The 23,169-nt window shown below is 69.7% G+C and carries 24 protein-coding genes; 8 read left to right on the top strand and 16 right to left on the bottom strand.

Annotation, left to right across the window (positions count from 1 at the left end; genetic code table 11):
• The 3 genes from Q0741_RS00295 to Q0741_RS00285 all read left to right on the top strand — a co-directional run.
• The coding region (locus Q0741_RS00295) for a ribonucleoside-diphosphate reductase subunit alpha (RefSeq protein ID WP_298231205.1) at positions 1-1,484 on the top strand (1,484 nt) is incomplete at its 5' end.
• Between the two features lie 193 nt (positions 1,485-1,677).
• Positions 1,678-2,859 carry a ribonucleotide-diphosphate reductase subunit beta gene (locus tag Q0741_RS00290; protein WP_298231204.1) on the top strand — a complete coding sequence of 394 codons (1,182 nt, stop codon included), beginning with the start codon at positions 1,678-1,680 and terminating at the stop codon, positions 2,857-2,859.
• 287 nt (positions 2,860-3,146) lie between these two features.
• Positions 3,147-3,638, top strand: coding sequence for a hypothetical protein (locus Q0741_RS00285; RefSeq protein ID WP_298231203.1), 492 nt, complete (start codon positions 3,147-3,149; stop codon positions 3,636-3,638).
• A 120-nt stretch (positions 3,639-3,758) separates the two neighbouring features.
• Here the strand turns inward: Q0741_RS00285 and Q0741_RS00280 are convergent, their stop codons facing one another.
• The 14 genes from Q0741_RS00280 to mpl all read right to left on the bottom strand — a co-directional run bounded on the left by Q0741_RS00280 (position 3,759) and on the right by mpl (position 17,971).
• Entirely contained in the window at positions 3,759-4,661 is a 903-nt protein-coding gene (locus tag Q0741_RS00280) for a carbohydrate kinase family protein (RefSeq protein ID WP_298231202.1), read from the bottom strand.
• A 16-nt stretch (positions 4,662-4,677) separates the two neighbouring features.
• Entirely contained in the window at positions 4,678-5,724 is a 1,047-nt protein-coding gene (locus Q0741_RS00275) for a zinc-ribbon and DUF3426 domain-containing protein (protein WP_298231201.1), read from the bottom strand.
• A gap of 7 nt (positions 5,725-5,731) precedes the next feature.
• Positions 5,732-6,640 carry a 50S ribosomal protein L11 methyltransferase gene (gene prmA / locus Q0741_RS00270; RefSeq protein WP_298231200.1) on the bottom strand — a complete coding sequence of 303 codons (909 nt, stop codon included), beginning with the start codon at positions 6,638-6,640 and terminating at the stop codon, positions 5,732-5,734.
• Positions 6,641-6,652: 12 nt separating this feature from the next.
• Positions 6,653-8,002 carry an acetyl-CoA carboxylase biotin carboxylase subunit gene (gene accC / locus Q0741_RS00265; protein ID WP_298231199.1) on the bottom strand — a complete coding sequence of 450 codons (1,350 nt, stop codon included), beginning with the start codon at positions 8,000-8,002 and terminating at the stop codon, positions 6,653-6,655.
• A gap of 194 nt (positions 8,003-8,196) precedes the next feature.
• Positions 8,197-8,673, bottom strand: coding sequence for an acetyl-CoA carboxylase biotin carboxyl carrier protein (accB, locus tag Q0741_RS00260; protein ID WP_298231198.1), 477 nt, complete (start codon positions 8,671-8,673; stop codon positions 8,197-8,199).
• Between the two features lie 332 nt (positions 8,674-9,005).
• Positions 9,006-9,518 (bottom strand): TlpA disulfide reductase family protein, encoded by a 513-nt coding sequence (locus tag Q0741_RS00255; protein WP_298231197.1) that lies wholly within the window; start codon positions 9,516-9,518, stop codon positions 9,006-9,008.
• The gene (locus Q0741_RS00250; RefSeq protein WP_298231196.1) at positions 9,515-10,132 is read right to left on the bottom strand and encodes a hypothetical protein; all 618 of its coding nucleotides are present in this window, start codon (positions 10,130-10,132) and stop codon (positions 9,515-9,517) included. Before Q0741_RS00250 ends, Q0741_RS00255 begins: the two co-directional genes overlap by 4 nt.
• Positions 10,133-10,237: 105 nt before the next feature.
• Positions 10,238-11,053: a transglycosylase domain-containing protein gene (locus Q0741_RS00245; protein ID WP_298231195.1), complete on the bottom strand. Its 816-nt coding sequence runs from the start codon at positions 11,051-11,053 to the stop codon at positions 10,238-10,240.
• Between the two features lie 15 nt (positions 11,054-11,068).
• Positions 11,069-11,908 carry a shikimate dehydrogenase gene (aroE, locus tag Q0741_RS00240; protein ID WP_298231194.1) on the bottom strand — a complete coding sequence of 280 codons (840 nt, stop codon included), beginning with the start codon at positions 11,906-11,908 and terminating at the stop codon, positions 11,069-11,071.
• A gap of 30 nt (positions 11,909-11,938) precedes the next feature.
• Positions 11,939-12,820 (bottom strand): energy transducer TonB, encoded by an 882-nt coding sequence (locus Q0741_RS00235; RefSeq protein ID WP_298231193.1) that lies wholly within the window; start codon positions 12,818-12,820, stop codon positions 11,939-11,941.
• A gap of 8 nt (positions 12,821-12,828) precedes the next feature.
• Positions 12,829-14,877, bottom strand: a complete 2,049-nt coding sequence (locus Q0741_RS00230) for an RNB domain-containing ribonuclease (protein ID WP_298231192.1) — start codon at positions 14,875-14,877, stop codon at positions 12,829-12,831.
• Positions 14,878-15,005: 128 nt separating this feature from the next.
• Positions 15,006-15,746, bottom strand: coding sequence for a 3-oxoacyl-ACP reductase FabG (gene fabG, locus Q0741_RS00225; RefSeq protein WP_298231191.1), 741 nt, complete (start codon positions 15,744-15,746; stop codon positions 15,006-15,008).
• Positions 15,747-15,968: 222 nt separating this feature from the next.
• Positions 15,969-16,613 carry a YqiA/YcfP family alpha/beta fold hydrolase gene (locus Q0741_RS00220; RefSeq protein WP_298231190.1) on the bottom strand — a complete coding sequence of 215 codons (645 nt, stop codon included), beginning with the start codon at positions 16,611-16,613 and terminating at the stop codon, positions 15,969-15,971.
• Positions 16,610-17,971, bottom strand: a complete 1,362-nt coding sequence (mpl, locus tag Q0741_RS00215; protein ID WP_298231189.1) for a UDP-N-acetylmuramate:L-alanyl-gamma-D-glutamyl-meso-diaminopimelate ligase — start codon at positions 17,969-17,971, stop codon at positions 16,610-16,612. The genes Q0741_RS00220 and mpl overlap by 4 nt, the downstream gene beginning before the upstream one ends.
• Positions 17,972-18,180: 209 nt before the next feature.
• Here mpl and Q0741_RS00210 point away from each other — a divergent pair, with 209 nt between their 5' ends.
• Positions 18,181-18,825, top strand: coding sequence for a PEP-CTERM sorting domain-containing protein (locus tag Q0741_RS00210; RefSeq protein WP_298231188.1), 645 nt, complete (start codon positions 18,181-18,183; stop codon positions 18,823-18,825).
• Between the two features lie 125 nt (positions 18,826-18,950).
• On the opposite strand, the gene hemL is transcribed toward Q0741_RS00210, so the two are convergent.
• Together hemL and Q0741_RS00200 are read right to left on the bottom strand one after the other, a co-directional pair.
• Positions 18,951-20,264, bottom strand: a complete 1,314-nt coding sequence (gene hemL / locus Q0741_RS00205) for a glutamate-1-semialdehyde 2,1-aminomutase (protein ID WP_298231187.1) — start codon at positions 20,262-20,264, stop codon at positions 18,951-18,953.
• A complete protein-coding gene (locus Q0741_RS00200; protein ID WP_298231186.1) occupies positions 20,254-21,222 on the bottom strand; it encodes a bifunctional hydroxymethylpyrimidine kinase/phosphomethylpyrimidine kinase in 969 nt (322 codons plus the stop codon). The genes hemL and Q0741_RS00200 overlap by 11 nt, the downstream gene beginning before the upstream one ends.
• 158 nt (positions 21,223-21,380) lie before the next feature.
• Between Q0741_RS00200 and Q0741_RS00195 the strand changes: the two genes are divergently transcribed.
• The 4 genes from Q0741_RS00195 to Q0741_RS00180 are packed head-to-tail and all read left to right on the top strand — an operon-like array spanning position 21,381 to position 23,025.
• Positions 21,381-21,554, top strand: a complete 174-nt coding sequence (locus tag Q0741_RS00195; RefSeq protein ID WP_211234949.1) for a rubredoxin — start codon at positions 21,381-21,383, stop codon at positions 21,552-21,554.
• Between the two features lie 50 nt (positions 21,555-21,604).
• Complete coding sequence (locus Q0741_RS00190; RefSeq protein WP_298231185.1) at positions 21,605-22,033, top strand: response regulator; 429 nt, start codon at positions 21,605-21,607, stop codon at positions 22,031-22,033.
• A 54-nt stretch (positions 22,034-22,087) separates the two neighbouring features.
• Entirely contained in the window at positions 22,088-22,453 is a 366-nt protein-coding gene (locus Q0741_RS00185; RefSeq protein ID WP_298231184.1) for a response regulator, read from the top strand.
• Between the two features lie 29 nt (positions 22,454-22,482).
• Positions 22,483-23,025 (top strand): chemotaxis protein CheW, encoded by a 543-nt coding sequence (locus Q0741_RS00180; RefSeq protein WP_298231183.1) that lies wholly within the window; start codon positions 22,483-22,485, stop codon positions 23,023-23,025.
• Positions 23,026-23,169 lie beyond the last annotated feature (144 nt).

The raw sequence follows: 23,169 nt of genomic DNA, 5'->3' as shown, positions 1-23,169 counted from the left end.
GCACGCACGACATGAACACCGCGAACTGGATTCCGGACCTGTTCATGAAGCGCGTCATGGCGGGTGGTCAGTGGACGCTGTTCTCGCCGTCGAGCTGCCCGGACCTGCACGACAAGTTCGGCCAGGAGTTCGAGCGCGCCTACGTGGCCTACGAGTCCATGGCCGACCGCGGCGAGATCAAGCTCTTCAGGCGCATGGCCGCCAAGGACCTGTGGCGCAAGATGCTCACGATGCTGTTCGAGACCGGGCATCCCTGGATCACGTTCAAGGACGCTTGCAACGTGCGCAGCCCGCAGCAGCATGTGGGCGTGGTGCACTCCTCCAACCTGTGCACCGAGATCACGCTCAACACCGGTCCGGACGAGATCGCGGTGTGCAACCTGGGCTCGGTGAACCTGGCGCATCACCTCAAGGACGGTGGCATCGACCATGACAAGCTGCGCAAGACCGTGCGCACGGCCATGCGCATGCTCGACAACGTCATCGACATCAACTACTACGCGGTGGAGAAGGCGCGCCGCGCCAACGAGCGCCACCGCCCGGTGGGCCTGGGGGTGATGGGCTTCCAGGACGCGCTCTACCAACTGCGCGTGCCCTATGCCAGCCAAGCGGCGGTGGAGTTCGCCGACCGCTCGATGGAGGCGCTGTGCTACTACGCCTACTGGGCCTCCACGGAGCTGGCGGCCGAGCGCGGGCGCTACTCCAGCTACGAGGGCTCGCTGTGGAGCCGCGGCGTGCTGCCGCTGGACACGCTCAAGCTGCTGGCCCAGGAGCGCGGCGGCTACATCGAGGCCGACACCTCCTCCACGCTGGACTGGGATGCGCTGCGCGTGCAGATCCGCCAGCACGGCATGCGCAACAGCAACTGCGTGGCCATCGCGCCCACGGCGACCATCTCCAACATCATCGGCGTGGACGCTTCCATCGAGCCCTGCTTCGGCAACCTCTCGGTGAAGTCCAACCTCTCGGGCGAGTTCACCGTCATCAACGAGTACCTGGTGCGCGACCTCAAGGCGCTGGGCCTGTGGGACGACGTGATGCTCATGGACCTCAAGCACTTCGACGGCTCGCTCAAGCGCATCGACCGCGTGCCCGAGGAGCTCAAGCGGCTGTACGCCACCGCCTTTGAGGTCGAGACGCAGTGGCTGGTGGAAGCCGCGGCGCGGCGCCAGAAGTGGATCGACCAGGCGCAGAGCCTGAACCTCTACATGGCCGGCGCTTCGGGCAAGAAGCTCGACGAGACCTACAAGCTGGCCTGGGTGCGCGGCCTCAAGACCACGTACTACCTGCGCACGATGGCGGCCACGCACGTGGAGAAGTCCACCGTGCAGGCCGGCGCGCTCAATGCCGTGTCCTCGCTGTCGGCGCCGGCCGCGGTGATGGCGCCTGCTACCGTGTCCGCCGTGGTGGCGGAGGCCGCGGTGCCGGCCACCGACATCAAGTTCTGCGCCATCGACGATCCCGGTTGCGAGGCTTGTCAGTAAGCGCCCGATGACACCGGCCGGATGCGATCGGCAAGCCGCTTGCTGAACTCCCTATGGTTGCAAACCGGACTTCTTGCATGAAGTCCGGCAGCATCGATGGGGCAGGGCCTCATGCAGTGCATTGCAAGGGCAACAAGTGCTTGGTGTTTGATCGCATCCCTCTCATAATTTCCACACATTAGGAAGTACACACATGCTGGTCTGGGAAGACGACGTCCAAGGCGAAGCCCGCACGCCGCAGACGACCCCAAGCAATCCCTCGCAAGGCTTCGTGCCTCCGGTGCGCAATGCCTCCATCGCCGTCGATGCCGTGGCCGCTGAGCCGTCCCCATCCGCATCGGCACAGGCCCTGAGCCAGCGCCGCGTCAACGTGGCCGACAAGCGCATCATCAACGGCCAGACCGACGTCAACCAGCTCGTGCCCTTCAAGTACAAGTGGGCCTGGGAGAAGTACCTGGCCACCTGCGCCAACCACTGGATGCCGCAGGAGATCAACATGTCGCGCGACATCGCGACGTGGAAGGACCCCAACGGGCTGAGCGAGGACGAGCGCCGCATCATCAAGCGCAACCTGGGCTTCTTCGTCACGGCCGACTCGCTGGCGGCCAACAACATTACGCTGGGCACCTACCGCCACATCACAGCGCCCGAGTGCCGTCAGTTCCTGCTGCGCCAGGCCTTCGAGGAGGCGATCCACACCCACGCCTACCAGTACATCGTGGAGTCGCTGGGCCTGGACGAGGGCGAGATCTTCAATGCCTACCACGAGGTGGCGTCCATCCGCGACAAGGACGAGTTCCTGATCCCGTTCATCGACGCGATCATGGACCCCAACTTCAAGACCGGCACCCTGGCCGCCGACCAGACACTGCTCAAGAGCCTGATCGTCTTCGCCTGCCTGATGGAAGGCCTGTTCTTCTACGTCGGCTTCACGCAGATCCTGGCGCTGGGCCGGCAGAACAAGATGACTGGCGCGGCCGAGCAGTACCAGTACATCCTGCGCGACGAGTCGATGCACTGCAATTTCGGCATCGACCTCATCAACCAGATCAAGTTGGAGAACCCCCAGCTGTGGACGCCGGAGTTCCGCGCCGAGATCAAGGCGCTGTTCCTGCGGGCCGTCGAGCTGGAGTACCGCTATGCCGAGGACACCATGCCGCGCGGCGTGCTGGGCCTCAACGCGTCCATGTTCAAGGGCTACCTGCGCTACATCGCCAACCGGCGCGCCACGCAGATCGGCCTGGAGGCGCTCTTCCCCAACGAGGACAACCCGTTCCCGTGGATGAGCGAAATGATTGACCTGAAGAAGGAGCGCAACTTTTTCGAAACCCGCGTGATCGAGTACCAGAGCGGCGGCGCGCTGAGCTGGGACTGAAGGCGGCCGCGGCGCACGCCGACGCCTGTTGTGGAGCCGGTGCGCGGCTCCCGCGTCGGGCGGCCCACGCGCCGGCAGCCTGCCGTCGCAGCCCGATCACCGGACCCCAAGAAGAAGCAAGCGATCAAGATCCGCGCAGGCCCAGGTGGCGACAACAGAAACGCCGCCGAGCTTGCGCTCCCCCGTTCACCGGACCGGGAACCCCTTGAGGGCAGAACACCGGACGGTGAGCAGCCGGGCCGCGGCAACGCGGCACGGCGCTTTGTCACTTGATCAAGGAGAGTGTGATGGCAACTGCGAAGAAAGCCCCGGCCAAGAAGGCCCCGGCCAAGAAGGCCCCGGCGAAGAAGGCGGTGTCCGCAACGAAGAAGGCCACCGAGGCGCCGGCCAAGAAGGCTGCCGCGAAGAAGACGACGGCCGCCGCGCCGGCCAAGAAGGCCGCCGCGAAGAAGACGGCGGCGCCGGCCAAGAAGGCCGCTGCGAAGAAGACGACGGCCGCGGCGCCGGCGAAGAAGGCCACGGCTGCCAAGAAGGCCGCCCCGGCCAAGAAGGCCACGACGGCCCCCAAGGCTGCGGCGCCGGCGAAGAAGGCCCCGGCCAAGAAGGCCGCGACGGCCACCAAGGCCACTGCGCCGGCGAAGAAGGCCCCGGCCAAGAAGGCTGCCGCGAAGAAGGCTTCGGCCAAGAAGGCCACGGCCGCCGGCACCGCTGCGCCGTCGGCCAAGACCGCGCTGAGCCCCGCCGCCGCTTGGCCCTTCCCGACGGGCGAGAAGCCCTGAGCCGTCGCGCCGCGCCCGCGGCGCGTGTGTGCAACGGCCCGCAGGCCTCACGGCCTTGCGGGCCGTGTCATTTCTGGGGCCGGCTGCGTGCCTGGCCGGCGTGTAGTCGTAGGCCCTGGGTCAGCCCTCGATGCGCTCGACGCGGTGGTTCTGCGGGCCCGCCTGTGCGATCTTGAGCGCACCCATGCGGTTGCCCAGCTCCACGCAGCGCGCCAGCGGCCAGCCGCGCTCCAGCCCGTACAGCAGGCCGCCGCGGAAGGCGTCGCCGCAGCCCGTGGGATCGACCACTTGCTCGGCCTCCACGCCCGGCACCAGCGTGCGCTCGCCCTGGACCCACAGCTCGCAGCCCTGCGCGCCCAGCGTCACGATCACGCCCTTGAGGTGCGGGCGGCGCGAGAGCTGTTCCAGGCTCTCGCCCGTGCGCTCGCACAGCATGCGGCCTTCGTAGTCGTTGACCGCCACCCAGGTCGCCTGCTCGATGAAGCCGCGCAGCGCCTCGCCGTCGAACATGGGCAGGCCCTGGCCCGGATCGAACACGAAGGGGATGCCGCGCTCGTGCAACTGTGCGGCGTGGCGCAGCATGGCCTCGCGCCCATCGGGTGCCACGATGGCCAGCGTCAGGTCGTCGCGCGCGGGCACGTCGATCAGGTGCGCCTGCTGCATCGCGCCAGGGTGGAAGGCGGTGATCTGGTTGTTGTCGGTGTCGGTGATGATCATCGCCTGCGCCGTGTAGCTCTCGGCCTCCACGCGCACGCTGGAGCTGTCGATGCCCAGGTCCTGCAGGCGCCGCAGGTACGGGCCGCCGTCGTTGCCCAGCGCCGCGGCCACCACCGGCTCACCGCCCAGGGCCTTGAGCGTGTAGGCAATGTTGCCCGCGCAGCCGCCGAACTCGCGCCGCAGCGTCGGCACCAGGAAAGACACGTTCAGGATGTGCACCTGCTCGGGCAGGATTTGCTGCGCGAAGCGTCCATGGAAGGTCGTGATGGTGTCGAAGGCCAGCGAGCCGCAGACGAGAACGGGCATGGGGTTTCCGTGAGGTTCAGGGATAGAAGAGTTCGACCGAGTAGCCCGCCACGGATGGGTCGCCCACGTCCAGCACCGCCTGCAGCGGTATTTCCTGGGCGGGGGGGATGGCGGCCACCGTGGCGCCGAGCTCGCGGGCGCGCAGCACCTTGCGCACCAGCAGCACGCCTTGCGCATCGGTGAGCCGCAGCTCGACCGCGGGCCAGCGCAGGGCCTGGGTGTCGCGATTGCGCAGCAGCAGCGACAGCCGGTAGCGCTGCTCGCTGCCCGACAGCCGCGACAGCGCGCTGCTTTCCACCGCCAGTGCGGCCAAGTGCCGTGGTGCGGCCTCGGCGTTGCAGCGCATGAGCACGCACAGCGGCTGCATGAGGGGACGCAGGCCCGGGAAGCGCGCGCTCAGCGCCGGGCGCGCAATGATCAGCGCCTGCAGCAGTGCCATCAGCACCAGCACCGTGGCCGCGGTGGTCCACCAGGTGCGCTGGGTGTCGGTGACCCGCGCGGCCGGCGCGGGCGCCTGCATGAAGGAGGGCGCCGCCGTGGCCGCGTCCATGAATGCGGACGGCGCCGCGTCGTCCGCCAGCACCGAGTTCAGGTCGGGCGGCATGGCGCTGGTGGATGCACGCACATCCGTCTCCTGGGGGACGGGGGCCGGCGCGGGGCTCGGTGGCCGCGGCGGCTGTGCGAGAACCGCCGCGGGCGTCGAGGGCGGTACAGGCGCGGCCGGACGCGGTGTCGCCGTCGCGGGCGGCGTGGCTGCCTCGCGGGGCAGGGCGCCGGGTGCGGGCGCTGCCATCGAAGGGGTGCCGCCGCCCGGAGGCATCGCGGCCGGCGTGGGCTCGGCGCGGCGGTACAGCGACGACACCGGTGGCGGATTGCGGTCCAGCGGCGAGCCTGTGCGGGCCGGCGCAGGTGGTACCTGCTGCGGCATCGCCACCAGTGCCTGCAGCGCGTTGAACACCTCGCCGCACTGGCCGCAACGCGCCCAGCCGCCCGAAGCCTGCAACTGCTGCGGCTGCACACGGAAGACCGTGCGGCAGCTGGGACAGCGCGCGGCCTGGCTCATGGCCGGGTCAACCTTCGCCGGCCAGGCGTGCCGTCATCAGCACCCAGCCATCCTCGGCATCGCTGACCTGCAATTCGCACCACGGTGCGTAGGCCGTCTTCAGCTCGTCGGCCTGGCGCTCCAGGATGCCGGCCAGCACCAGGTCGCCGCCCGGGGCCACGTGCCCGGCCAGCAGCGGTGCCAGCAGCTTCAGCGGCGTGGCCAGGATGTTGGCCAGCACCAGCGGGTACTGCCCCTGCGCCAGCTCCGGCAGCCCGGCGCGAAGCGTCACGCCGTTGGCCTGCGCGTTGTCCAGCGTGGACTGCACCGCCGCGGGGTCGATGTCCACGGCATCGATCTCCCGGGCACCGTGCAGCGCCGCGCCGATGGCCAGGATCCCCGAGCCGCAGCCGTAGTCGAGCACGCGCTGCCAGCGCGCGCGGCGCTCGGCGTCCTGCTGCGCGATCCAGCGCAAGCACATGCGCGTGGTCGGGTGCGTGCCGGTACCGAAGGCCAGGCCCGGATCGAGCCGGATCACCTGCTGCGCCTGCTGCGGCGCCTCGTGCCAGCTCGGCACGATCCAGAACGCGGGCGTGATCTCCACCGGCGCGAACTGCGATTGCGTCAGCCGCACCCAGTCCTGGTCCGCCACCTCTTGCAGCGACTGCACCTGCAACTCACTGGCCCATTCCTGCGCCAGCAGCAGCGTGGCGGCCTCGGTGGCCTGCGCCTCCTGGGCGAACAGCGCCTTGAGCGTCGAGCGCTGCCAGCCGCTCTTGGGCACAGGCATGCCCGGCTCGCCAAAGAGCGCCTGCTCGGCCTCGGTATCGACGTCGGCGTCTTCCACCGACACCGACAGCGCCTCCAGCTCTTCCATCAGCGCCTCGGACACCGGCTCCACCAGTGCCTCCGGCGCACGCAGCACCAGCTCGAACATGCTTGCTACCTCTTACCTCTTGTGCTGCGCCAGCCAGCCTTCCAGGTAGTGGATGCTGGTGCCGCCTTCACGGAAGTTGGCGTCCACCATCAGCTCGCGGTGCAGCGGGATGTTGGTCTGGATGCCTTCGACCACGGTCTCGTCCAGCGCGGTGCGCATGCGCGCCAGCGCCTGCTCGCGCGAATCGCCGTAGACGATGATCTTGCCGATCATCGAGTCGTAGTGCGGCGGCACGAAGTAGTTGGTGTAGGCGTGCGAGTCCACGCGCACGCCCGGGCCGCCGGGCGGGTGCCACATGGTGATGCGCCCCGGCGAGGGCGTGAACTTGTACGGGTCCTCGGCGTTGATGCGGCACTCGATGGCGTGGCCGCGCGTCTGCACCTGGCGCTGCGTGAACGGCAGCTTCTCGCCGGCGGCCACGCGGATCTGCATCTGCACGATGTCGATGCCCGACACCAGCTCCGTCACCGGATGCTCCACCTGCACGCGCGTGTTCATCTCGATGAAGTAGAACTCGCCGTTCTCGTACAGGAACTCGAAGGTGCCCGCGCCGCGGTAGCCGATCTTCTTGCACGCGGCGGCGCAGCGGTCTCCCACGCGGTCGATGAGGCGGCGCGGAACGCCCGGCGCCGGCGCCTCCTCGATGATCTTCTGGTGCCGGCGCTGCATCGAGCAGTCGCGCTCGCCCAGCCACACGGCGTTCTTGTGCTCGTCGGCCAGCACCTGGATCTCGATGTGCCTGGGGTTCTCCAGGAACTTCTCCATGTACACGGCCGGGTTGCCGAAGGCTGCGCCCGCTTCCTGGCGCGTGGTCTGCACGGCGTGGATCAGCGCCGCCTCGGTGTGCACCACACGCATGCCGCGCCCGCCGCCGCCGCCGGCGGCCTTGATGATGACCGGGTAACCGATGGCGCGCGCGATGCGGATGATCTCCTTCGAGTCTTCCGGCAACGCGCCCTCGGAGCCCGGCACGCAGGGCACGCCGGACTTGATCATGGCCTGCTTGGCCGCCACCTTGTCGCCCATGATGCGGATCGACTCGGGCGTGGGGCCGATGAAGGTGAAGCCGCTCTTTTCCACGCGCTCGGCGAAGTCGGCGTTCTCCGACAGGAAGCCGTAGCCGGGGTGGATGGCCTCGGCGTCCGTCACCTCCGCGGTGGAGATGATGGCGGGCATGTTGAGGTAGCTCTGCGCCGAGGCCGCCGGGCCGATGCACACCGCCTCGTCGGCCAGGCGCACGTACTTGGCGTCGCGGTCGGCCTCCGAATACACCACCACCGACTTCACGCCCAACTCGCGGCAGGCGCGCTGGATGCGCAGGGCGATCTCGCCGCGGTTGGCGATCAATATCTTCTTGAACATGCTGCTTTCTCTGCAGCCGCCGCGTGCCCGGGGAAGGCCGTCGCGGCGGGGGCTTGTCCCAATTTCCGTTCGCCCTGAGCTCGTCGAAGGGCTTGCAGGCCAGCCGGGCCTCAGGGCTTCGACAGGGCTCTCCTGAGCTTGTCGAAGGGCTCAGCTCGAACGGGAGTTTTCCATTCCGAGCCGCAGGGGCCGGATCACTCGATGACGAACAGTGGCTGGCCGTATTCCACCGCCTGGCCGTTCTCGCACAGCACCTGCGTGATGGTGCCGGTCTTGTCGGCTTCGATCTCGTTCATGATCTTCATGGCCTCGATGATGCAGATCGTCTCGCCTTCCTTGACGGCCTGGCCGACGTCCGCGAACGGCTTGCCGCCCGGGGTGGAGGCGCGGTAGAGCGTGCCCACCATCGGCGACTTCACCACGTGGCCCGTGATGGCGGCCGGCGCCTGGGGCGCTGCGGCTGCCTGGGGTGCGGCCACCGGCTGAGCCGCCACGGGTGCCAGTTGCGCCGGGGCCGTCTGCAGCACCGGGGCCGGCGCTGCCGCCATCGCGGCGGCGGCCGGGTCGGCCTTGACGATGCGGACCTTGCCATCGGCCTCCGTGATCTCCAGCTCGGAGATGTTCGATTCCGACACGAGGTCGATCAAGGTCTTGAGCTTGCGCAGGTCCATCAGCTTCTCCAGGGCCTTCGGTGGCAGCCGCAGACTCCTCACGGCTGCTGCACCTTTTCAATGCGTTGGTACGTCCTCAACGTCCGGCATCTGCCGTCTTCAACGTGGCCGGGTAGCTTGCAAAAAGTAACAGCTTCCCGGTGCGCCGGACGTCGTTTTCAGTGCGGGTTGAACCCGCCCCGAAAATGCAAAGGGCCGAACTTTACGCGTTTTGCATGCGGTTGCCGTCGCGTTCGCAAAAAATCGGCCTGCTGACTTGTTGAGCAAGCTCAACAATCAGTTACGCCGCAAGATACCAACTGTTACTTTCGCAATCGAGCTGATCCAGGGTTTCACCCGAGATCGGCCACCCAGCGCGAGAGCTCTTCGCGGGTCGTTTCGCCGCTGTGTTGCTTGCGCAAGTTGCCTTCGGCATCGAGCAGCGCGCTGAAGGGCAGCACGCCGGCCTGGTTGCCGAGCTGGCGCATCACCTCACTCCCAGCCAGCCCCGCCAGCACGATGTCGTAGCTCACGGGACGGTGCTGCAGGAACTCGCGCACCGGCGCTGCGCCGTCGATGGCCACGCCCACCACGCGGCCGCCGCGCTGGACGAAATCGCGGCTGAAACGGTCGAGCTCGGGCATTTCCTTGATGCAGGGTGGGCACCAGGTGGCCCAGAAGTTCAGCAGCAGCGGCTGGCCGCGCAGCGTGGACAGCGCCAGGCTGCCGCCTTGCGGGCGCTCCAGTTGCAGCGTCCACAGTTCCCGCGGCGCCGGCTGGCCCCGCGGTTGCGTGCGCCACCAGGCGAGGCCTGCGCCGCCCGCGGCCGCCACGGCGGCCGTGGTGAGCCAGAGGCGGCGCCTCATGCCGCGTCGTCCTGTTCTTCCAGCAGGCGTCGCAGCGCCGCGGCATCGCCGCGCAGCGTGCGGCCCGTGGCATCGGGCTTGAGCGCGCCGCGCAGCTCGTCGTGGTCGCGGATGTGCAGGAACACGGTGACGATCTCGCCCAGTTCCTCGCTGCGGCTGCTGACGCTGAGCACGTCGTAGGGGTCCTGGCCCGAGCCGCGGGACTGCTGGCCCACCAGCTCGTAGTCGAGGCCCTGGTTCAGCAAGCCTATCTCGGCCGACTTGGGATCGTCGCAGTACAGGTCCAGGTGCACGCTGGACAGCCGCGTGGCCGTGCCGCGCCAAGCCGCGCCCGCCAGGTGCGGGCGAAACTCCGCCAGCCGCTGCATCCAGCGCAGCGCCAGCCGGCGCAGCGCCGTGAGCTCGCCGGGCTGGGTATCGGCGCAGAAGATCTGCAGGTACTCGCGCACCTGCTCCTCCACGGCCTCGTTGCTGGGCAGCTCGGTGCTGCGCCCGCGGCCCAGATCGCGCGCGGCGCGCTTCTTGGCCGGCCCGTATTCCATGCCTTCCTCAACCACCAGCCTTGCGGCGGCGGCGGCGAGCTCGGCGCTCTGTGCTGTAGCCATGCGGTCCATTCTAGGAAGCCGGGCGCGGCCTCCGTACCAACCCTGGTGGCGCAGCGCCTACGGGGCGGGTTCGCCCCGGGGGCACAGCCGGGCAGGGCGGCAACGCCGGCGGTCTCAGGGCAGTTGCACCGCACTGGCGCGCGCGGCGATGGTGGCGGCGCGCGAGACCAGGTACGGCGAGGCCGGCCGCTGCTCGAAGCGCTTGGGTGCCGGCAGCATCACCGCCAGCCGCGCCGCAGAAGCCAGGTTCAGGTTGGCGGCGTCCACGCGAAAGTAGTGCCGCGCGGCGGCCTGTGCGCCGAACACGCCCTCGCCCCATTCGACGTGGTTGAGGTAGATCTCCAGGATGCGGCGCTTGTCCAGCAGCGCCTCCAGCGTGAGCGTGATGAACAGCTCCTGCCCCTTGCGCACCAGCGTGCGCTCGCCGTCCAGGAACAGGTTCTTCGCCAGTTGCTGCGTGATGGTGGAGCCGCCGATGACCTTGGGCACCGCCGCCGGCGGCGGCTCGCGCCCACGCGCGGCGGCGCGCCGGCTGGCCAGCTCGTTGAGCTTCTGCGCGCGCGCCTGTGCACGCTGGTTCTTGTTCCAGGCGCCCTCGATCGCGTCCCACTCCACGCCGCCGTGCTGGGTGAAACCCGCGTCCTCGCTGGCGATCACGGCGCGCTTGAGGTGCGGCGAGATGCGCTTGTCGTCCACCCACTGCTGCGCCCAGGCGAAGCGGCCCTCCTCGCGCAGCAGCCGCCAGGCCTCGCTGCGCTCGAAGGCGGTGGAGGCGGGATCGACCCAGCGCATCAGCGCGATGCGCGCGACGAAGTAAAGCTGCAGCGCCAGCACGCAGATCGCCAGCAGCGCCAGCAGCCGCGCCGCCTGGCGCAGCACGCCGCGCGCCTTGCCGGCCTGGATCGCATGGACCGGTGAGACCGCTCCCATCGGCTGCCGGCCCGCTCAGCCCTTGAGCGCGCGCAGCGCCGCCATCACCGGGGCCGTGTCGGGACGCACGCCGCGCCAGAGCTCGAAAGCCTCCGCGGCCTGCTCCACCAGCATGCCCAGGCCGTCGCGCGGCTCGGCGCCATGCCGGCGCGCCCAGTCCATGAAGGGTTCAGCTTTGGGGCCGTACATCAGGTCCACGGCCAGGGTGCCCGGACGCAGCACCATCTCCGGCACCGGGGAAGGCGCGGCGCCCTCCAGGCTGCTGGCGCTGGCGTTGATCACCACGTCGAAGCCCGCGCCCGGCGCCAACATCGTGGCCGTGTGCAGCCGCACGCCGCCCTCCCGCGCCAGCTCGGCGTGGCGCAGCACCAGGTCCTGCGCGCGCTCGTCGGTGCGGTTGACCACCACCAGCTCCGCCGGCGCCGCCTGCAGCAGCGGGCCCAGCACGCCCGCGCCCGCGCCGCCCGCGCCCACCAGCAGCACGCGCTGGCCCGCCAGCGGCCGGCCGGCGCCGGACTCGATGTCGCGGACCAGGCCCACGCCGTCGCTGTTGTCGGCATGGATCTCCTCGCCGTCGAAGGTCAGCACGTTGGCCGCCTGCGCCAGCTCCGCGCGCGCGCTGCGCCGCGTGGCCAGCCGCAGCGCCTCGAACTTGAAGGGCACCGTCACGTTGGCGCCGCGCCCGCCGCCGGCGACGAAGGCGCGCATCACGGCATCGAAGCCGTCCAGCGGCGCCCACAGCCGGGTGTAGGCCAGGCGCTGCCCGGTCTGCTCGGCGAAGGCCTGGTGGATCTGCGGGGACAGGCTGTGCTGCACGGGGTGGCCGAAGACGGCGTAGCGGTCGAGGTCGGTCATGGGACGGGAATGAAAAGGGAGTTCTTCACTTCAGGGCACTGGGCGGCCGCCCAGCGGGATGGCTTCCACGCCTTCCTCGCGCGTGAAGCGGAAGCGCGCGGTGATGACGAGCAGGTCGGTCAGCGCGCGCAGCTCGGGACCGAAGTTGCCGTAGGGCGCGGCGGCCTGCACGATGGCTTGGGCGCGCCGGTCCAGCAGCGGCTGGCCCGAGGGCTTGAGCACCTGCGTCTCCAGCACGCGGCCCTGGGTGTCCACGGTGATACCCATGGTCAGCTCACCGTAGAGCTTGCGGCCCTGCACGTGCGGAAAGTCCTGCGTGCCGCGGGCCTCGATGCGCCGGCGCAGCGCGTCGTAGTAGCGCGCGTAGGGCACCTCGCGCGTGGCGGGACTGACGTAGCGCTTGCGCGGCCGGGCGTTTTCCTCGTTCACGCGGCGCTCGATCTCGGCGAGTTGGCGCAGCAGCCGGCGTCGGCGCTCCTGCAGCTCCTGCGCCCTGGGCTGGCCCTGGGGGCGCTGCGGATCGGGCGGAGGCGTCTGCTGCACTTCCGCGCGCAGTTGCGCCAGGAACTGCTGCTGCTGCGCCTGCAACTGCTCGATCTGGCGCTGCGCGTCTTCGCTGTCGTCGCCCTGTGCCTCGATGGTGGAGGCGGGCAGCGGCGAGGTGGCGCGCCCAGCATCGGCATCCCCGCCGCCAGCCAGATGGTGCTGTGCCAGGGCCTGCGTCTGCGAGCGCTTGGGCGGTATCTGCGCCTGGGCATTGACCAGCACCACTTCCAGCGGCGCGTCCCGGAACAGGCGCGCGAAAGCCTGCGGATCGGCCACGCGTACCGCCAGCAGCCCGGCATGCAGCGCCAGCGACAGCCCCAGCGCCCACTGCAGCGGGCTCAGTGCCGGCCATCGCAGGGGGCGCATGGACGGCCTCAGGCGGGGGCGGCGGGCGGCTCGGCCGCCACGGTGGCGTCGGCGTCGGCCACGTCGATGGCCAGCGCCAGCGGCCCGCTGGCCTCTTCCTCCTCCTCGGCCTCCTCGGCTTCGGGCTCGGCCAGGCTTTCAGGGGGCGCCGTGTCGTCCAGGCGCGCCAGCAGGCTGGCATGCAGGTCCAGCGTCAGCAGGTCGCAGCCGGTGACGCGCACGCGCACGTGCGCGCCGCGCGGCAGGCCTTCACAGCCCAGGGCTCGGAACACCAGCGGCAGCGTGTCGGCGCGCACCAGGCCGTCCTTGAGCACCGCGGCGTCCAGCTCCGTCACGCCGTTCTGCTGCAGCCAGCGCAGGGTCCAGAAGCGCTCGATGCCGTGCTGGAAGTCGTTGTAGGCACCGTAGGCGGCATCGAAGCCCGAGATGATGGAGAACAGGCTCGCATCCTTGGGCTTGAAGGGCGCGGACAGCGGCGCGGTACGCCCGTGGCGCGCGCAGGCAATGATCTGCCACTGGTTGACCAGGTCCACGTAGCGGCGCAGCGGCGACGTGGCCCAGGTGTACTGCGCCACGCCCATGCCCGCGTGCGGCGCGGGCTTGACACCCATGCGCACCTTGATGCCCGGGGCCAGGCTCGCCTGGCTGCGGTAGATGCCCGGCACGCCGCACTCGGCCAGCCAGCCGCCCCAGCTGCTGTTGGCCAGGATCATGGCCTCCGAGACGATCAGGTCCAGCGGCGCGCCGCGGCGGCGCGTGGTGATCTGCACCGTCTCCTCGCCGGTGGGCTCGCCCCCGTTGTCCAGCAGCCGGAAGTTGTAGTCCGGGCGGTTGAAGGTCTCGGGCTTGCCGCGCACCACCTCGCGCTGGGCCTTCAGGTGCCTGGCCAGGCGGAAACTGAAGGCCAGCTCCGGCGCGAACTCGTAGTCGGCCGGCGCCTCGCCCGTGAGCGTGGCCTCGGTGATGACGTCATCGAGCTGGTCGTGGCGCAGGTTGCGCACGATGGGCACGCGCTCGAGCCTGGTCTCGCGGCCGCGGATCTCCAGCGTCGCCTCGTCGAAGGTGACGTACAGGCTCACGGCCGGGCAGTCGCGGCCTTCGATCAGCGTGTAGGCCTGCACCACCTCATCGGGCAGCATGGTCAGCTTCCAGCCCGGCATGTAGACGGTGGAGAGCCGGTCGCGCGCCACCTTGTCCAGTGGCGTCTCGGGTTGGATCGCCAGCCCCGGCGCCGCGATGTGGATGCCCAACACCACCGTGCCGCTGCCCAGCCCCTGCACGGACAGCGCGTCGTCGATCTCGGTCGTGGCGGAGTCGTCGATGGAGAAGGCCGCCACTGGGGCCAGCGGCAGATCCTCCTTGATGGCCGGCGCCTGCAGCGTGGGAAAACCGGTGCCCTTGGGGAACATCTCGAACAGGAAGCGCCGCCAGTGGAACTGGTACGGGCTGCTGATGGCCCCGGCTTCCTTGAGCAGGTCCAGCGGCGCGCGCTGCGCCTGCTTGGCGGCGTCCACCACGGCCTTGTACTCGGCCGCGTTCTTGTCGGGGCGGAACAGGATCTTGTAGAGCTGCTCGCGGATGGGCTGCGGGCAGGTGCCGGCCACCAGCTCGGCGGCCCAGGCCTCGATCTGCGCGGCGAGCTGCTTCTTGCGCTCGATGCCCAGCAGCGCGGCCTTGACGATCTCCTCGGGCGCCTTCTTGAACACGCCCTTGCCGGCGCGGCGGAAGTAGTGCGGGGCCTCGAAGAGGCGCAGCAGCGCCGCCACCTGCTGCTCCAGCGAGGCATCTGCGCTGAAATAGTCCCGTGCCAGCGCCGCGAAGCCGAACTCGCCTTCCGGGGCGAATTCCCAGGCCAGGTCGAGATCGATCTCGGGGGCAATGGCGTGGGCGCGGCTCAGGAGCTCGGCCGGCGCGGGCTTGTCGAACTTCAGCAGCACGTTGGCGGCCTTGACCTTGACGCGCTTGCCGGAGTCGAGCTCGACTTGCAACGAGCTCTCGGCTTCGGACATCACACGGCCGGCGAGGAATTTGCCGGCTTCATCGAACAGGGCGTACATCCCCCGTATTGTCGCCGCAGCGGCCACAAGGCCCGCCGGGACAGGGGTGTACGCGCTTGGCGGGGGCGGGGAGAAGTTCCCGTTCGCCCTGAGTTGTCGAAGGGCTCAGCCCGAACGGGAAGGCCGCCTCAGACCGTCAGTCCGCCGCCAACCTCGATCACCACGCCGTTGATGTAGCTGGCCTCGTCGCTGGCGAGGAAGGCGTAGGTGTTGGCGATCTCCTCGGGCTTGCCCAGGCGGCCCAGCGGCACCTGCGCCACGAGCTGGTCGATGACCTTCTGCGGGATGGTGTCGAGGATGGGCGTCTGGATGAAGCCCGGCGCCACCGCGTTGACGCGCACGCCTTTGGGGCCCAGCTCGCGCGACCAGGTCTTGGTGAAGCCGATGACGCCGAACTTGCTGGCGGCATAGTTGGTCTGGCCGAAATTGCCGTACAGGCCCACCACGCTGGAGGCGTTGAGGATCACGCCGCTGCCCTGCGCCACCATCGTGTCGGCCACCGCCTGCGAGCAGTGGAAGACGCCGCGCAGGTTGACGTCGATCACGGCGTCAAACTGCTCCAGCGTCATCTTCTGCAGCCGTGCGTCCTTGGTGATGCCGGCGTTGTTGACCAACACATCGATGCGCCCGTGCCGTGCCTTCACGGCCGCCACCATGGCATCGATCTGGGCGCGGTCGGTGACGTTGACCACGTGGCCCTCGGCGCGGCCGCCGCTCTCCAGGCACTGCCCCACGGCGGCATCGACCGCCTCGGGCCGGATGTCGCACAGCACGACCACCGCCCCTTCGGCGCAGAACTTCTTCGCCGTGGCCAGCCCGATGCCCTGAGCGGCGCCGGTGACGATGCAGATCTTGTCTTTCAAACGCATGAATCGAGCTCCAGGAATGTGAGCGACACCGGCCACCGCGGTCGCGCCATGCCATGCCGCGCCTCCTGGGCCGGTGCGCGCGCATCCATGGTGCCACACGGCTTCCGTACTGCCTGGAAGGGCCGGGCTGGAAGAGGCCCCGACGGGCCGGGAACTGCAGCGGCCTTGCGGGCAATCAATGTTCCCCGGCCCCGCTACCGCATGCGCGGTGTTGCGCCGCCCTCAGCCCCGGGTGTTGCCGGACAGCCCCAGAAACTCCAGCAGCCGCGGCAGGTGCGCGTCGAAATCCGACAGCGCATGGTCGCTGCCCTGGATGACGTGCAGCTGGCATTGCGCATAGCGCGCGGCCATTTCACGCCAGTCCAGCACCTCGTCGCCGGTGGCCACCAGCACCAGGTAGCGCTGCGGGCTCGTGAGGACCGACGGGTGCAGCGTGCGCAACTCGTCCACGAACTCGGGGCGGAAAAAGAAATGCTGCTGCGGATCGTGAAACGCGGTCTGCTCGCCGATGTACTTGGCGAGGTCGCGCGCGGGCTCCACCGCCGGGTTGATCAGTGCGGCGCGGCAGCCCAGGCGCTCGGCCATCACGGTGGCGTAGAAGCCACCCAGCGAACTGCCCACCACGGCCATGCCCTCGCGCGGCCAGTCCGTCGTGCCCTGGTCCAGCAGCGCGATGGCCTCGCGCGGGGAAGGCGGCAGCTGCGGGCACCACCAGTGCACGTCGGGCCGGTGCTGCCGCATCCAGGCCTGCATGCGCTGCGCCTTGAACGAGCGCGGCGAGGAGCGGAAGCCGTGCAGGTAGAGCAGGTGCGTCAGGGGCGCTGCGTCCTGCACGGCAGGCGCGGCCGGCGCAGCGGGCAGGCTCACGCCTTCTTCTTCTCCAGCGCCTGCAGCAGCTTGTCGTGGATGCCGCCGAAGCTGCCGTTGCTCATGCACAGGATGTGGTCACCGGGCCGCGCGGTCTTCACCACGGCCTTGACCAGCGCGTCGATGTCGTCGCAGACGATGGCCTGTTCGCCCATCGGGGCCAGGGCCTCGGCCGCGTTCCAGCCCAGGCCGCCGGAGTGGCAGAAGCTCAGGTCCGCCTCTTCCAGCGCCCAGGGCAGCTGGGCCTTCATGGTGCCGAGCTTCATGGTGTTGGAGCGCGGCTCGAACACGGCCAGGATGCGGTCCAGCCCGACGCGGCGGCGCAGCCCGTTGACGGTGGTGCGCAGCGCGGTGGGGTGGTGTGCGAAGTCGTCGTAGACCTTCACGCCGCCGGCCTCGCCGCGCAGCTCCAGGCGCCGTCGCACGTTCTCGAAGCGGCCCAGCGCCTCGGCCGCGAGCTCCGGCGCCACGCCCACGTGCTCGGCCGCCGCCAGCGCCGCCAGCGCGTTGAGCTGGTTGTGCTCGCCCAGCAGGCTCCACTCCACGCGCGCGATCTTGAGCCCGCCGCGCAGCACGTCGAAGGCATGCGGCTCGCCACGCGCGCGCAAGCAGCCGGGCTCTTCCTTGCGCGTGCCGAAGCGCTGCACCTCGCTCCAGCAGCCCTTGGCCAGCACGCGCTGCAGCGCGTCCTCGCGCGCGTTGACCACCAGGCGGCCCGAAGCAGGCACGGTGCGCACGAGGTGGTGGAACTGGGTCTCGATGGCTTCGAGGCTGGGGAAGATGTCCGCGTGGTCGTACTCCAGGTTGTTGAGCACGGCGGTGCGCGGGCGGTAGTGGACGAACTTGCTGCGCTTGTCGAAGAAGGCGGTGTCGTACTCGTCGGCCTCGATCACGAAGCTTTTGCCCGCACCCAGCCGCGCCGAGACGCCGAAGTTCATCGGCACGCCGCCGACCAGGAAGCCCGGCTGCAGCCCGGCGTGCTCCAGGATCCACGCCAGCATGGACGTGGTCGTGGTCTTGCCGTGCGTGCCGGCCACGGCCAGCACGTGGCGGCCCTGCAGCACCTCCTGCGCTAGCCACTGCGGTCCGCTGGTGTAGGGCAGCCCGGCGTCGAGGATGGCTTCCATGAGCGCGTTGCCGCGGCTGACCACGTTGCCGATGACGAAGACGTCCGGCTTGAGCGTGAGCTGGTCAGGGCCGAAGCCCTCGATGAGATCGATGCCCAGGGCGCGCAGCTGGTCGCTCATGGGCGGATAGACGTTGGCGTCGCAGCCCGTCACGCGATGCCCGGCTTCGCGCGCCAGCGCCGCCAGTCCGCCCATGAACGTGCCGCAGATGCCCAGGATGTGGATGTGCATCGCGGGATTTTAGGAGTCGTCCTACACGCTCCTGCGACATGGCAGCGCCTTGCGGCCAGCCTCCTCCCAGGCGCCGCAGCCGCGACGTTCGCGTTCAACGCGAACAAGTTCGCGCTGCAGCGCCACCTGCCTTGTGAAGAGTTTGACCGCATGATTCAAAGTGCCTATATTTGAATCAACTTGTAAACAAGAAATGGTGAGGGTGCGTCATGACCAAGCTCACAAGCATCCTGGGTGCACTGGCCACGCTGTCGATGGCAACGGCCGCGCAAGCGGGTCCGACGAACCTGGGCTTCGAGACGGGCGATCTCAGCGGCTGGACCAGCGGTTTGTCCGGAGGCGGCACGGCCACCGTGGTACAGCAGCTGTACGGGGTGGATGAGACGGGTGTCCGGCTGCCGTCGCGGCTGGACTACCGTCCGCAGGGGGGCAACTGGTTCCTGGCCATTGGCACCGGTGAAGCCGACACGGCACAGACCGTGTCGCAGACCTTCTCCCTGTGGGCTGGTCAGACGATCAGTGGACGCGCTGCCTTCGACTGGGGCGAGGGCGGCCAGTTCGACGGTGCCAAGGTGGAGATTTACGACGCCTCGAACAACCTGCTCAGTACCGCCTTCTCCAGTGACGGCGCGGGCCAGGCTGCAGGCTACGACGGCGCCTGGACCGACTGGTCTTTCACGGCGGCCAGCCTGGGCAGCTATACGCTGAAGTTCAGCGCGTTCAACACCGGTAACGATTCGGGCACGTCCTACGGCTACTTCGACGTCAACGCCGTGCCGGAGCCGGGTTCGCTGGCCCTGGTGAGCTTGGCGTTGGCCGGCGTGGGGTTCGTGCGCCGCAGGCAGCGCGACTGAGCCCACGGGCGCAGGCATCCCGGGGTGCCTGCGCGGATGAGTGCAAAAACAACGACGGCGACCCTTGGGTCGCCGTTGTGCTTCAAGGGCCGACGCCGAAGGCTGGTCGGGCGGCTTGAGGCGGATCAGGCCGCGCGCAGCGCGGCGCGGGCCGCTTCGAGCGTGGCGTCGATGTCGGCGTCGCTGTGCGCGGCGCTGACGAAGCCGGCCTCGTACATCGCCGGGGCCAGGTACACGCCGCGATCGAGCATGGCGTGGAAGAAGCGGTTGAAGCGCTCGGTGCCGCCGGCCATCACGGCCTTGTAGTTCTGCGGCAGCGACTCGGCGAAGAAGAAGCCGAACATGCCGCCCTCGCAGTCGCCCGCCAGCGGCTCGCCGACCTCGCGGCCGATGGCCTGCAGGCCGTCCACCAGCCGCTTCGTCTTGGCGGCCAGCGCCTCGAAGAAGCCAGGCTTGGCGATCTCGCGCAGCGTGGCCAGGCCGCAGGCGGTGGCCACCGGGTTGCCGCTGAGCGTACCGGCCTGGTAGACCGGGCCCAGCGGGGCGAGGTGCTGCATGACCTGGCGGCTGGCGCCGAAGGCCGCCAGCGGCATGCCCCCGCCGATGACCTTGCCGAACACGCTCACGTCCGGCTTGAAGCCCGGAATCAATTTCGCGTAGATCGACTGCGCGCTGCCCAGCGCCACGCGGAAGCCGCTCATCACCTCGTCGAACACCAGCAGCGCGCCGTGCTGCGTGCACAGCTCGCGCAGCCGCGTCATGAAGGGCAGGCTGGCGCGCACGAAGTTCATGTTGCCGGCAATGGGCTCCACCATCACGCAGGCGATTTCCGTGCCCTGCAGCGCGAAGGCTTCTTCGAGCTGCTCCAGGTTGTTGTATTCGAGCACCATCGTGTGCTGCACCACCTCGGCCGGCACGCCGGCGCTGGTGGGATGGCCGAAGGTCGCCAGGCCCGAGCCGGCCTTGACCAGCAGCGCATCGGCATGGCCGTGGTAGCAGCCCTCGAATTTCACGAGCAGCGAACGGCCCGTCGCGCCGCGGGCCAGGCGGATGGCGCTCATGGCCGCCTCGGTGCCCGAACTGACCAGGCGCAGCTGCTCGACGCTGGGCACCTGTTCGATGATGGCCTCAACCAATTCGATTTCTCGTTCGGTTGGGGCGCCGAAGCTGAAACCCTCGGTGGCGGCGCGCTGCACGGCTTCGAGCACGGCGGGGTGGCCGTGGCCCAAGATCATCGGGCCCCAGGAGCCGATGTAGTCGATGTAGCGCTGCCCCTCGGCATCGATCATGTAGGCGCCTTCGGCGCGGCGGATGAAGCGCGGCGTGCCGCCCACGGCGCGGAAGGCGCGCACGGGCGAGTTCACGCCGCCGGGGATGACGGCCTGCGCGCGCTCGAACAGCGCGGCGTTGGTGGTGTTGTTGTTCTTGTCAGTGGACACGGCGCGAGCCTCCCTTGTTGTTGTCGTTGCCGCCGGCGGGCGTGGTCTCGATGGGCGGCTCCATGAGCTGGCCCTCGGCGCCTTCTTCTTCCGGAGGCAGGGCCCAGAAGAAGCGGTCGGGCACGACGTTGCCCATGCCGGGGCGGAAGCCCGCGTCCAGGCTCTGGTCGAGGAAGGCCAGAGCCTCGCCCACGGCGGCCTGCAGCTCGGTGCCCGCGGCCAGCAGCGAGGCCAGCGCCGCCGCGAGCGTGTCGCCGGCGCCGACGAAGGCGGTGTCGAAGCGCTCGAACTTCTCGCCCGTGAGCGCGGCCTGCGGCGAGGCCAGCACGTTGTCTAGGTACTGCTCGCCGCCGCGCGACTGCAGGTGCACGCCCGTGACCAGCACGAAGCGCGCGCCGTGCTCGGCCGCGGCCACCGCGAGCTCGCGCGCGGAGGGCGGGCGCTCGCTGTCCCAGTCGGGCAGCAGGAAGTCGGCGAGCGTCTGGTGCCCGCCCACGAGCACCTCGGTGGCCGGCAGGATCAGCTCGCGGAAGGCGTCGAGATAGGGCTCGCGCTTGTCCTCCTCCTCGATCCAGGAGAGGCTGGGCATGTAGGCCACCAGCGGCACGTCGGGGTAGTCGGACAGGACCTCGGCCACCGCCGCCACCACCTCGGCCGAGCCCAGGAAGCCTACCTTCCAGGCCGAGATCGTCACGTCTTCCAGGATCGAGCGTGCCTGCTCCGTCACCACCTCTGCGTCGAGCTCGTGCTGGTCGAAGATCTCGGCCGTGTCGCGCATGAGGATGGCGGTGGTCACCGGCAGCGCGTGCGCGCCCATGGCGGCGATGGTGGCCACGTCACCGGCCACGCCGCCGGCACCGCTGGCATCGGCGGCGTTGAAGCTCATCACGCAGGCCGGCGCAGGGGCTTCCTGCGCCGCTTCGTCGGAGACGGCGGCGGGATTGGAGTCGGGGTTCATGGGTGGTCCTGAAGGTCCTGCGGCGCTGCGCCGATGTTGCTGCTGCGCGCGGGCGCAGGACTGTGAAAAGAGGCATGTTCGGCCCGGCCGGATGCCGCGGTGGGCGCCCAGGGGCCGTGGCTACAATGCCCGTCGATTGTAGTGATTGACAATACCAAGTGAGCGAACCCCGAACCTGGATGTGCCTCATCTGCGGCTGGATCTATGACGAAGCCGCAGGCGACCCCGAACACGACATCGCGCCCGGCACCCGTTGGGAAGACGTGCCCATGAACTGGACCTGCCCCGAGTGCGGTGCGCGCAAGGAAGACTTCGAGATGGTGCAGATCTGAGCTGATCCGCACGCTTGCGCGGCGCCCGGCCTGGCGGATGGCAACCTCCCATGATTGAAGACGAAACCGTCCCGGCTTCAGCCTTCGACCCCGCCGCAGCGGCCGTGCCGCTGAAGGTGCTGGTGATCGACGACAGCCACACCATCCGCCGCAGCGCCGAGATCTTCCTGCACCAGGGCGGCCACGAGGTGCTGCTGGCCGAGGACGGCTTCGATGCCCTGGCGCTCATCGACGAGTTCGAGCCCGCGCTCATCTTCTGCGACATCCTCATGCCGCGGCTCGACGGCTACCAGACCTGCGCGCTGCTGCGGCGCAACCCTCGCTTCGCGCAGGTTCCGGTGATCATGCTCACGTCCAAGGACGGTCTGTTCGACCGCGCCCGCGCACGCCTGGCGGGTGCGCAGGATCACCTGACCAAGCCCTTCACCAAGGACCAGCTGCTGCAGGCAGTCGCGCGCTACGGTCCGGCCGTCGGCTGAAGGGGTTACCGTATCGCGTTGCCGCGCCTGACCTCGCGCGGCCCAAGGACTCCGATGCCGATTCAAAAGATCCTGCTGGTGGATGACTCGCGCACCGAGCTCCACCACCTTGGCGAGATGCTGCGCAAGGCCGGCTACAGCGTGCGCACGGCCGAGAATGGTCAGCAGGCGCTCACCAGCCTGGCCGAGGACAAGCCCGACCTGATCCTCATGGACGTAGTGCTGCCCGGGGCCAATGGTTTTCAGCTCACGCGCACCATCACGCGTGACGAGCGCTACGCCGACCTGCCGGTGATCATCTGCAGCAGCAAGGGGCAGACGACCGACAAGGTCTGGGGCATGCGCCAGGGCGCGCGCGACTACGTGGTCAAGCCCGTGGACTCGGCCGAACTGCTCGCCAAGATCCGCGCTCTGGGCTGAGTCGCCGGGTGCCACCGCCGCAGCCGCCCATGGCCCGCAAGGACGCCCTCAAGGAGTTGCAGGCCCGGCTGGCGCGGCAGTTGCGGCAGGCGCCCGCGGGCCAGGCGCCGGCCTGGCTAGCGGTGGAATGTGCCGGCGTGCGGCTGCTGCTGCCGCTGCAGGAGGCCGGCGAGATCGTCGAGCACGCGCACGTGCCGCTGCCGCTGCCGCATGCGCGGCCCTGGTTCGGGGGCGTGCTCAACCTGCGTGGCCACCTGCACGGCGTGGTGGACCTGGCGGTGTTCCTGGGCCTGCGCGCCGCCGGCGCGCCCCATCCCGACACCTTGCGCCTGGTGGCGCTGAACCCCGCGCTGGGCTTGCACTGCGCGCTGCGCGTGGACCGGCTCGCCGGGCTGCGCAACGGCTCGCAGCTGGCGCCGCTGCCCGGCGCCGAGGCGTCCGCGCGCCCGGCCTTCGCCGGCGAGCTCTACGGTGACGGCCAGGGCCGCACCTGGCAGGCGCTGCGGCTGGCGGCGCTGGCGCGCGACACGCATTTCCTGCAGGTTGCCCAGCCGCTGCCGGGGGCGGCATGAGTCTGCGCCGGCTCCTGGGCTCCCGCGACGACGCGCCGCGCCCGGCCTGGGCCTCGCCGGCCGAGGGCGCCACGCTGGCCGACGAGGCGCTGGACGGCGCCGCCGGGCTGGGCCTGGACATGAACGCCGCGGCTCCTGGCGGCA

Source organism: uncultured Azohydromonas sp. (assembly GCF_937926365.1).
Classification (GTDB): domain Bacteria; phylum Pseudomonadota; class Gammaproteobacteria; order Burkholderiales; family Burkholderiaceae_C; genus Azohydromonas.
This window is presented reverse-complemented; position numbering and strand designations above follow the sequence as displayed.

Bases quoted from the DNA above. Each gene is read 5' to 3' on its own strand.
- Q0741_RS00290 (WP_298231204.1), top strand. From the start codon at position 1,678: ATGCTGGTCTGGGAAGACGACGTCCAAGGCGAAGCCCGCACGCCGCAG.
- Q0741_RS00285 (WP_298231203.1), top strand. From the start codon at position 3,147: ATGGCAACTGCGAAGAAAGCCCCGGCCAAGAAGGCCCCGGCCAAGAAG.
- Q0741_RS00280 (WP_298231202.1), bottom strand. From the start codon at position 4,661: ATGCCCGTTCTCGTCTGCGGCTCGCTGGCCTTCGACACCATCACGACC.
- Q0741_RS00275 (WP_298231201.1), bottom strand. From the start codon at position 5,724: ATGAGCCAGGCCGCGCGCTGTCCCAGCTGCCGCACGGTCTTCCGTGTG.
- prmA (WP_298231200.1), bottom strand. From the start codon at position 6,640: ATGTTCGAGCTGGTGCTGCGTGCGCCGGAGGCACTGGTGGAGCCGGTG.
- accC (WP_298231199.1), bottom strand. From the start codon at position 8,002: ATGTTCAAGAAGATATTGATCGCCAACCGCGGCGAGATCGCCCTGCGC.
- accB (WP_298231198.1), bottom strand. From the start codon at position 8,673: ATGGACCTGCGCAAGCTCAAGACCTTGATCGACCTCGTGTCGGAATCG.
- Q0741_RS00255 (WP_298231197.1), bottom strand. From the start codon at position 9,518: ATGAGGCGCCGCCTCTGGCTCACCACGGCCGCCGTGGCGGCCGCGGGC.
- Q0741_RS00250 (WP_298231196.1), bottom strand. From the start codon at position 10,132: ATGGACCGCATGGCTACAGCACAGAGCGCCGAGCTCGCCGCCGCCGCC.
- Q0741_RS00245 (WP_298231195.1), bottom strand. From the start codon at position 11,053: ATGGGAGCGGTCTCACCGGTCCATGCGATCCAGGCCGGCAAGGCGCGC.
- aroE (WP_298231194.1), bottom strand. From the start codon at position 11,908: ATGACCGACCTCGACCGCTACGCCGTCTTCGGCCACCCCGTGCAGCAC.
- Q0741_RS00235 (WP_298231193.1), bottom strand. From the start codon at position 12,820: ATGCGCCCCCTGCGATGGCCGGCACTGAGCCCGCTGCAGTGGGCGCTG.
- Q0741_RS00230 (WP_298231192.1), bottom strand. From the start codon at position 14,877: ATGTACGCCCTGTTCGATGAAGCCGGCAAATTCCTCGCCGGCCGTGTG.
- fabG (WP_298231191.1), bottom strand. From the start codon at position 15,746: ATGCGTTTGAAAGACAAGATCTGCATCGTCACCGGCGCCGCTCAGGGC.
- mpl (WP_298231189.1), bottom strand. From the start codon at position 17,971: ATGCACATCCACATCCTGGGCATCTGCGGCACGTTCATGGGCGGACTG.
- Q0741_RS00210 (WP_298231188.1), top strand. From the start codon at position 18,181: ATGACCAAGCTCACAAGCATCCTGGGTGCACTGGCCACGCTGTCGATG.
- Q0741_RS00200 (WP_298231186.1), bottom strand. From the start codon at position 21,222: ATGAACCCCGACTCCAATCCCGCCGCCGTCTCCGACGAAGCGGCGCAG.
- Q0741_RS00190 (WP_298231185.1), top strand. From the start codon at position 21,605: ATGATTGAAGACGAAACCGTCCCGGCTTCAGCCTTCGACCCCGCCGCA.
- Q0741_RS00185 (WP_298231184.1), top strand. From the start codon at position 22,088: ATGCCGATTCAAAAGATCCTGCTGGTGGATGACTCGCGCACCGAGCTC.
- Q0741_RS00180 (WP_298231183.1), top strand. From the start codon at position 22,483: ATGGCCCGCAAGGACGCCCTCAAGGAGTTGCAGGCCCGGCTGGCGCGG.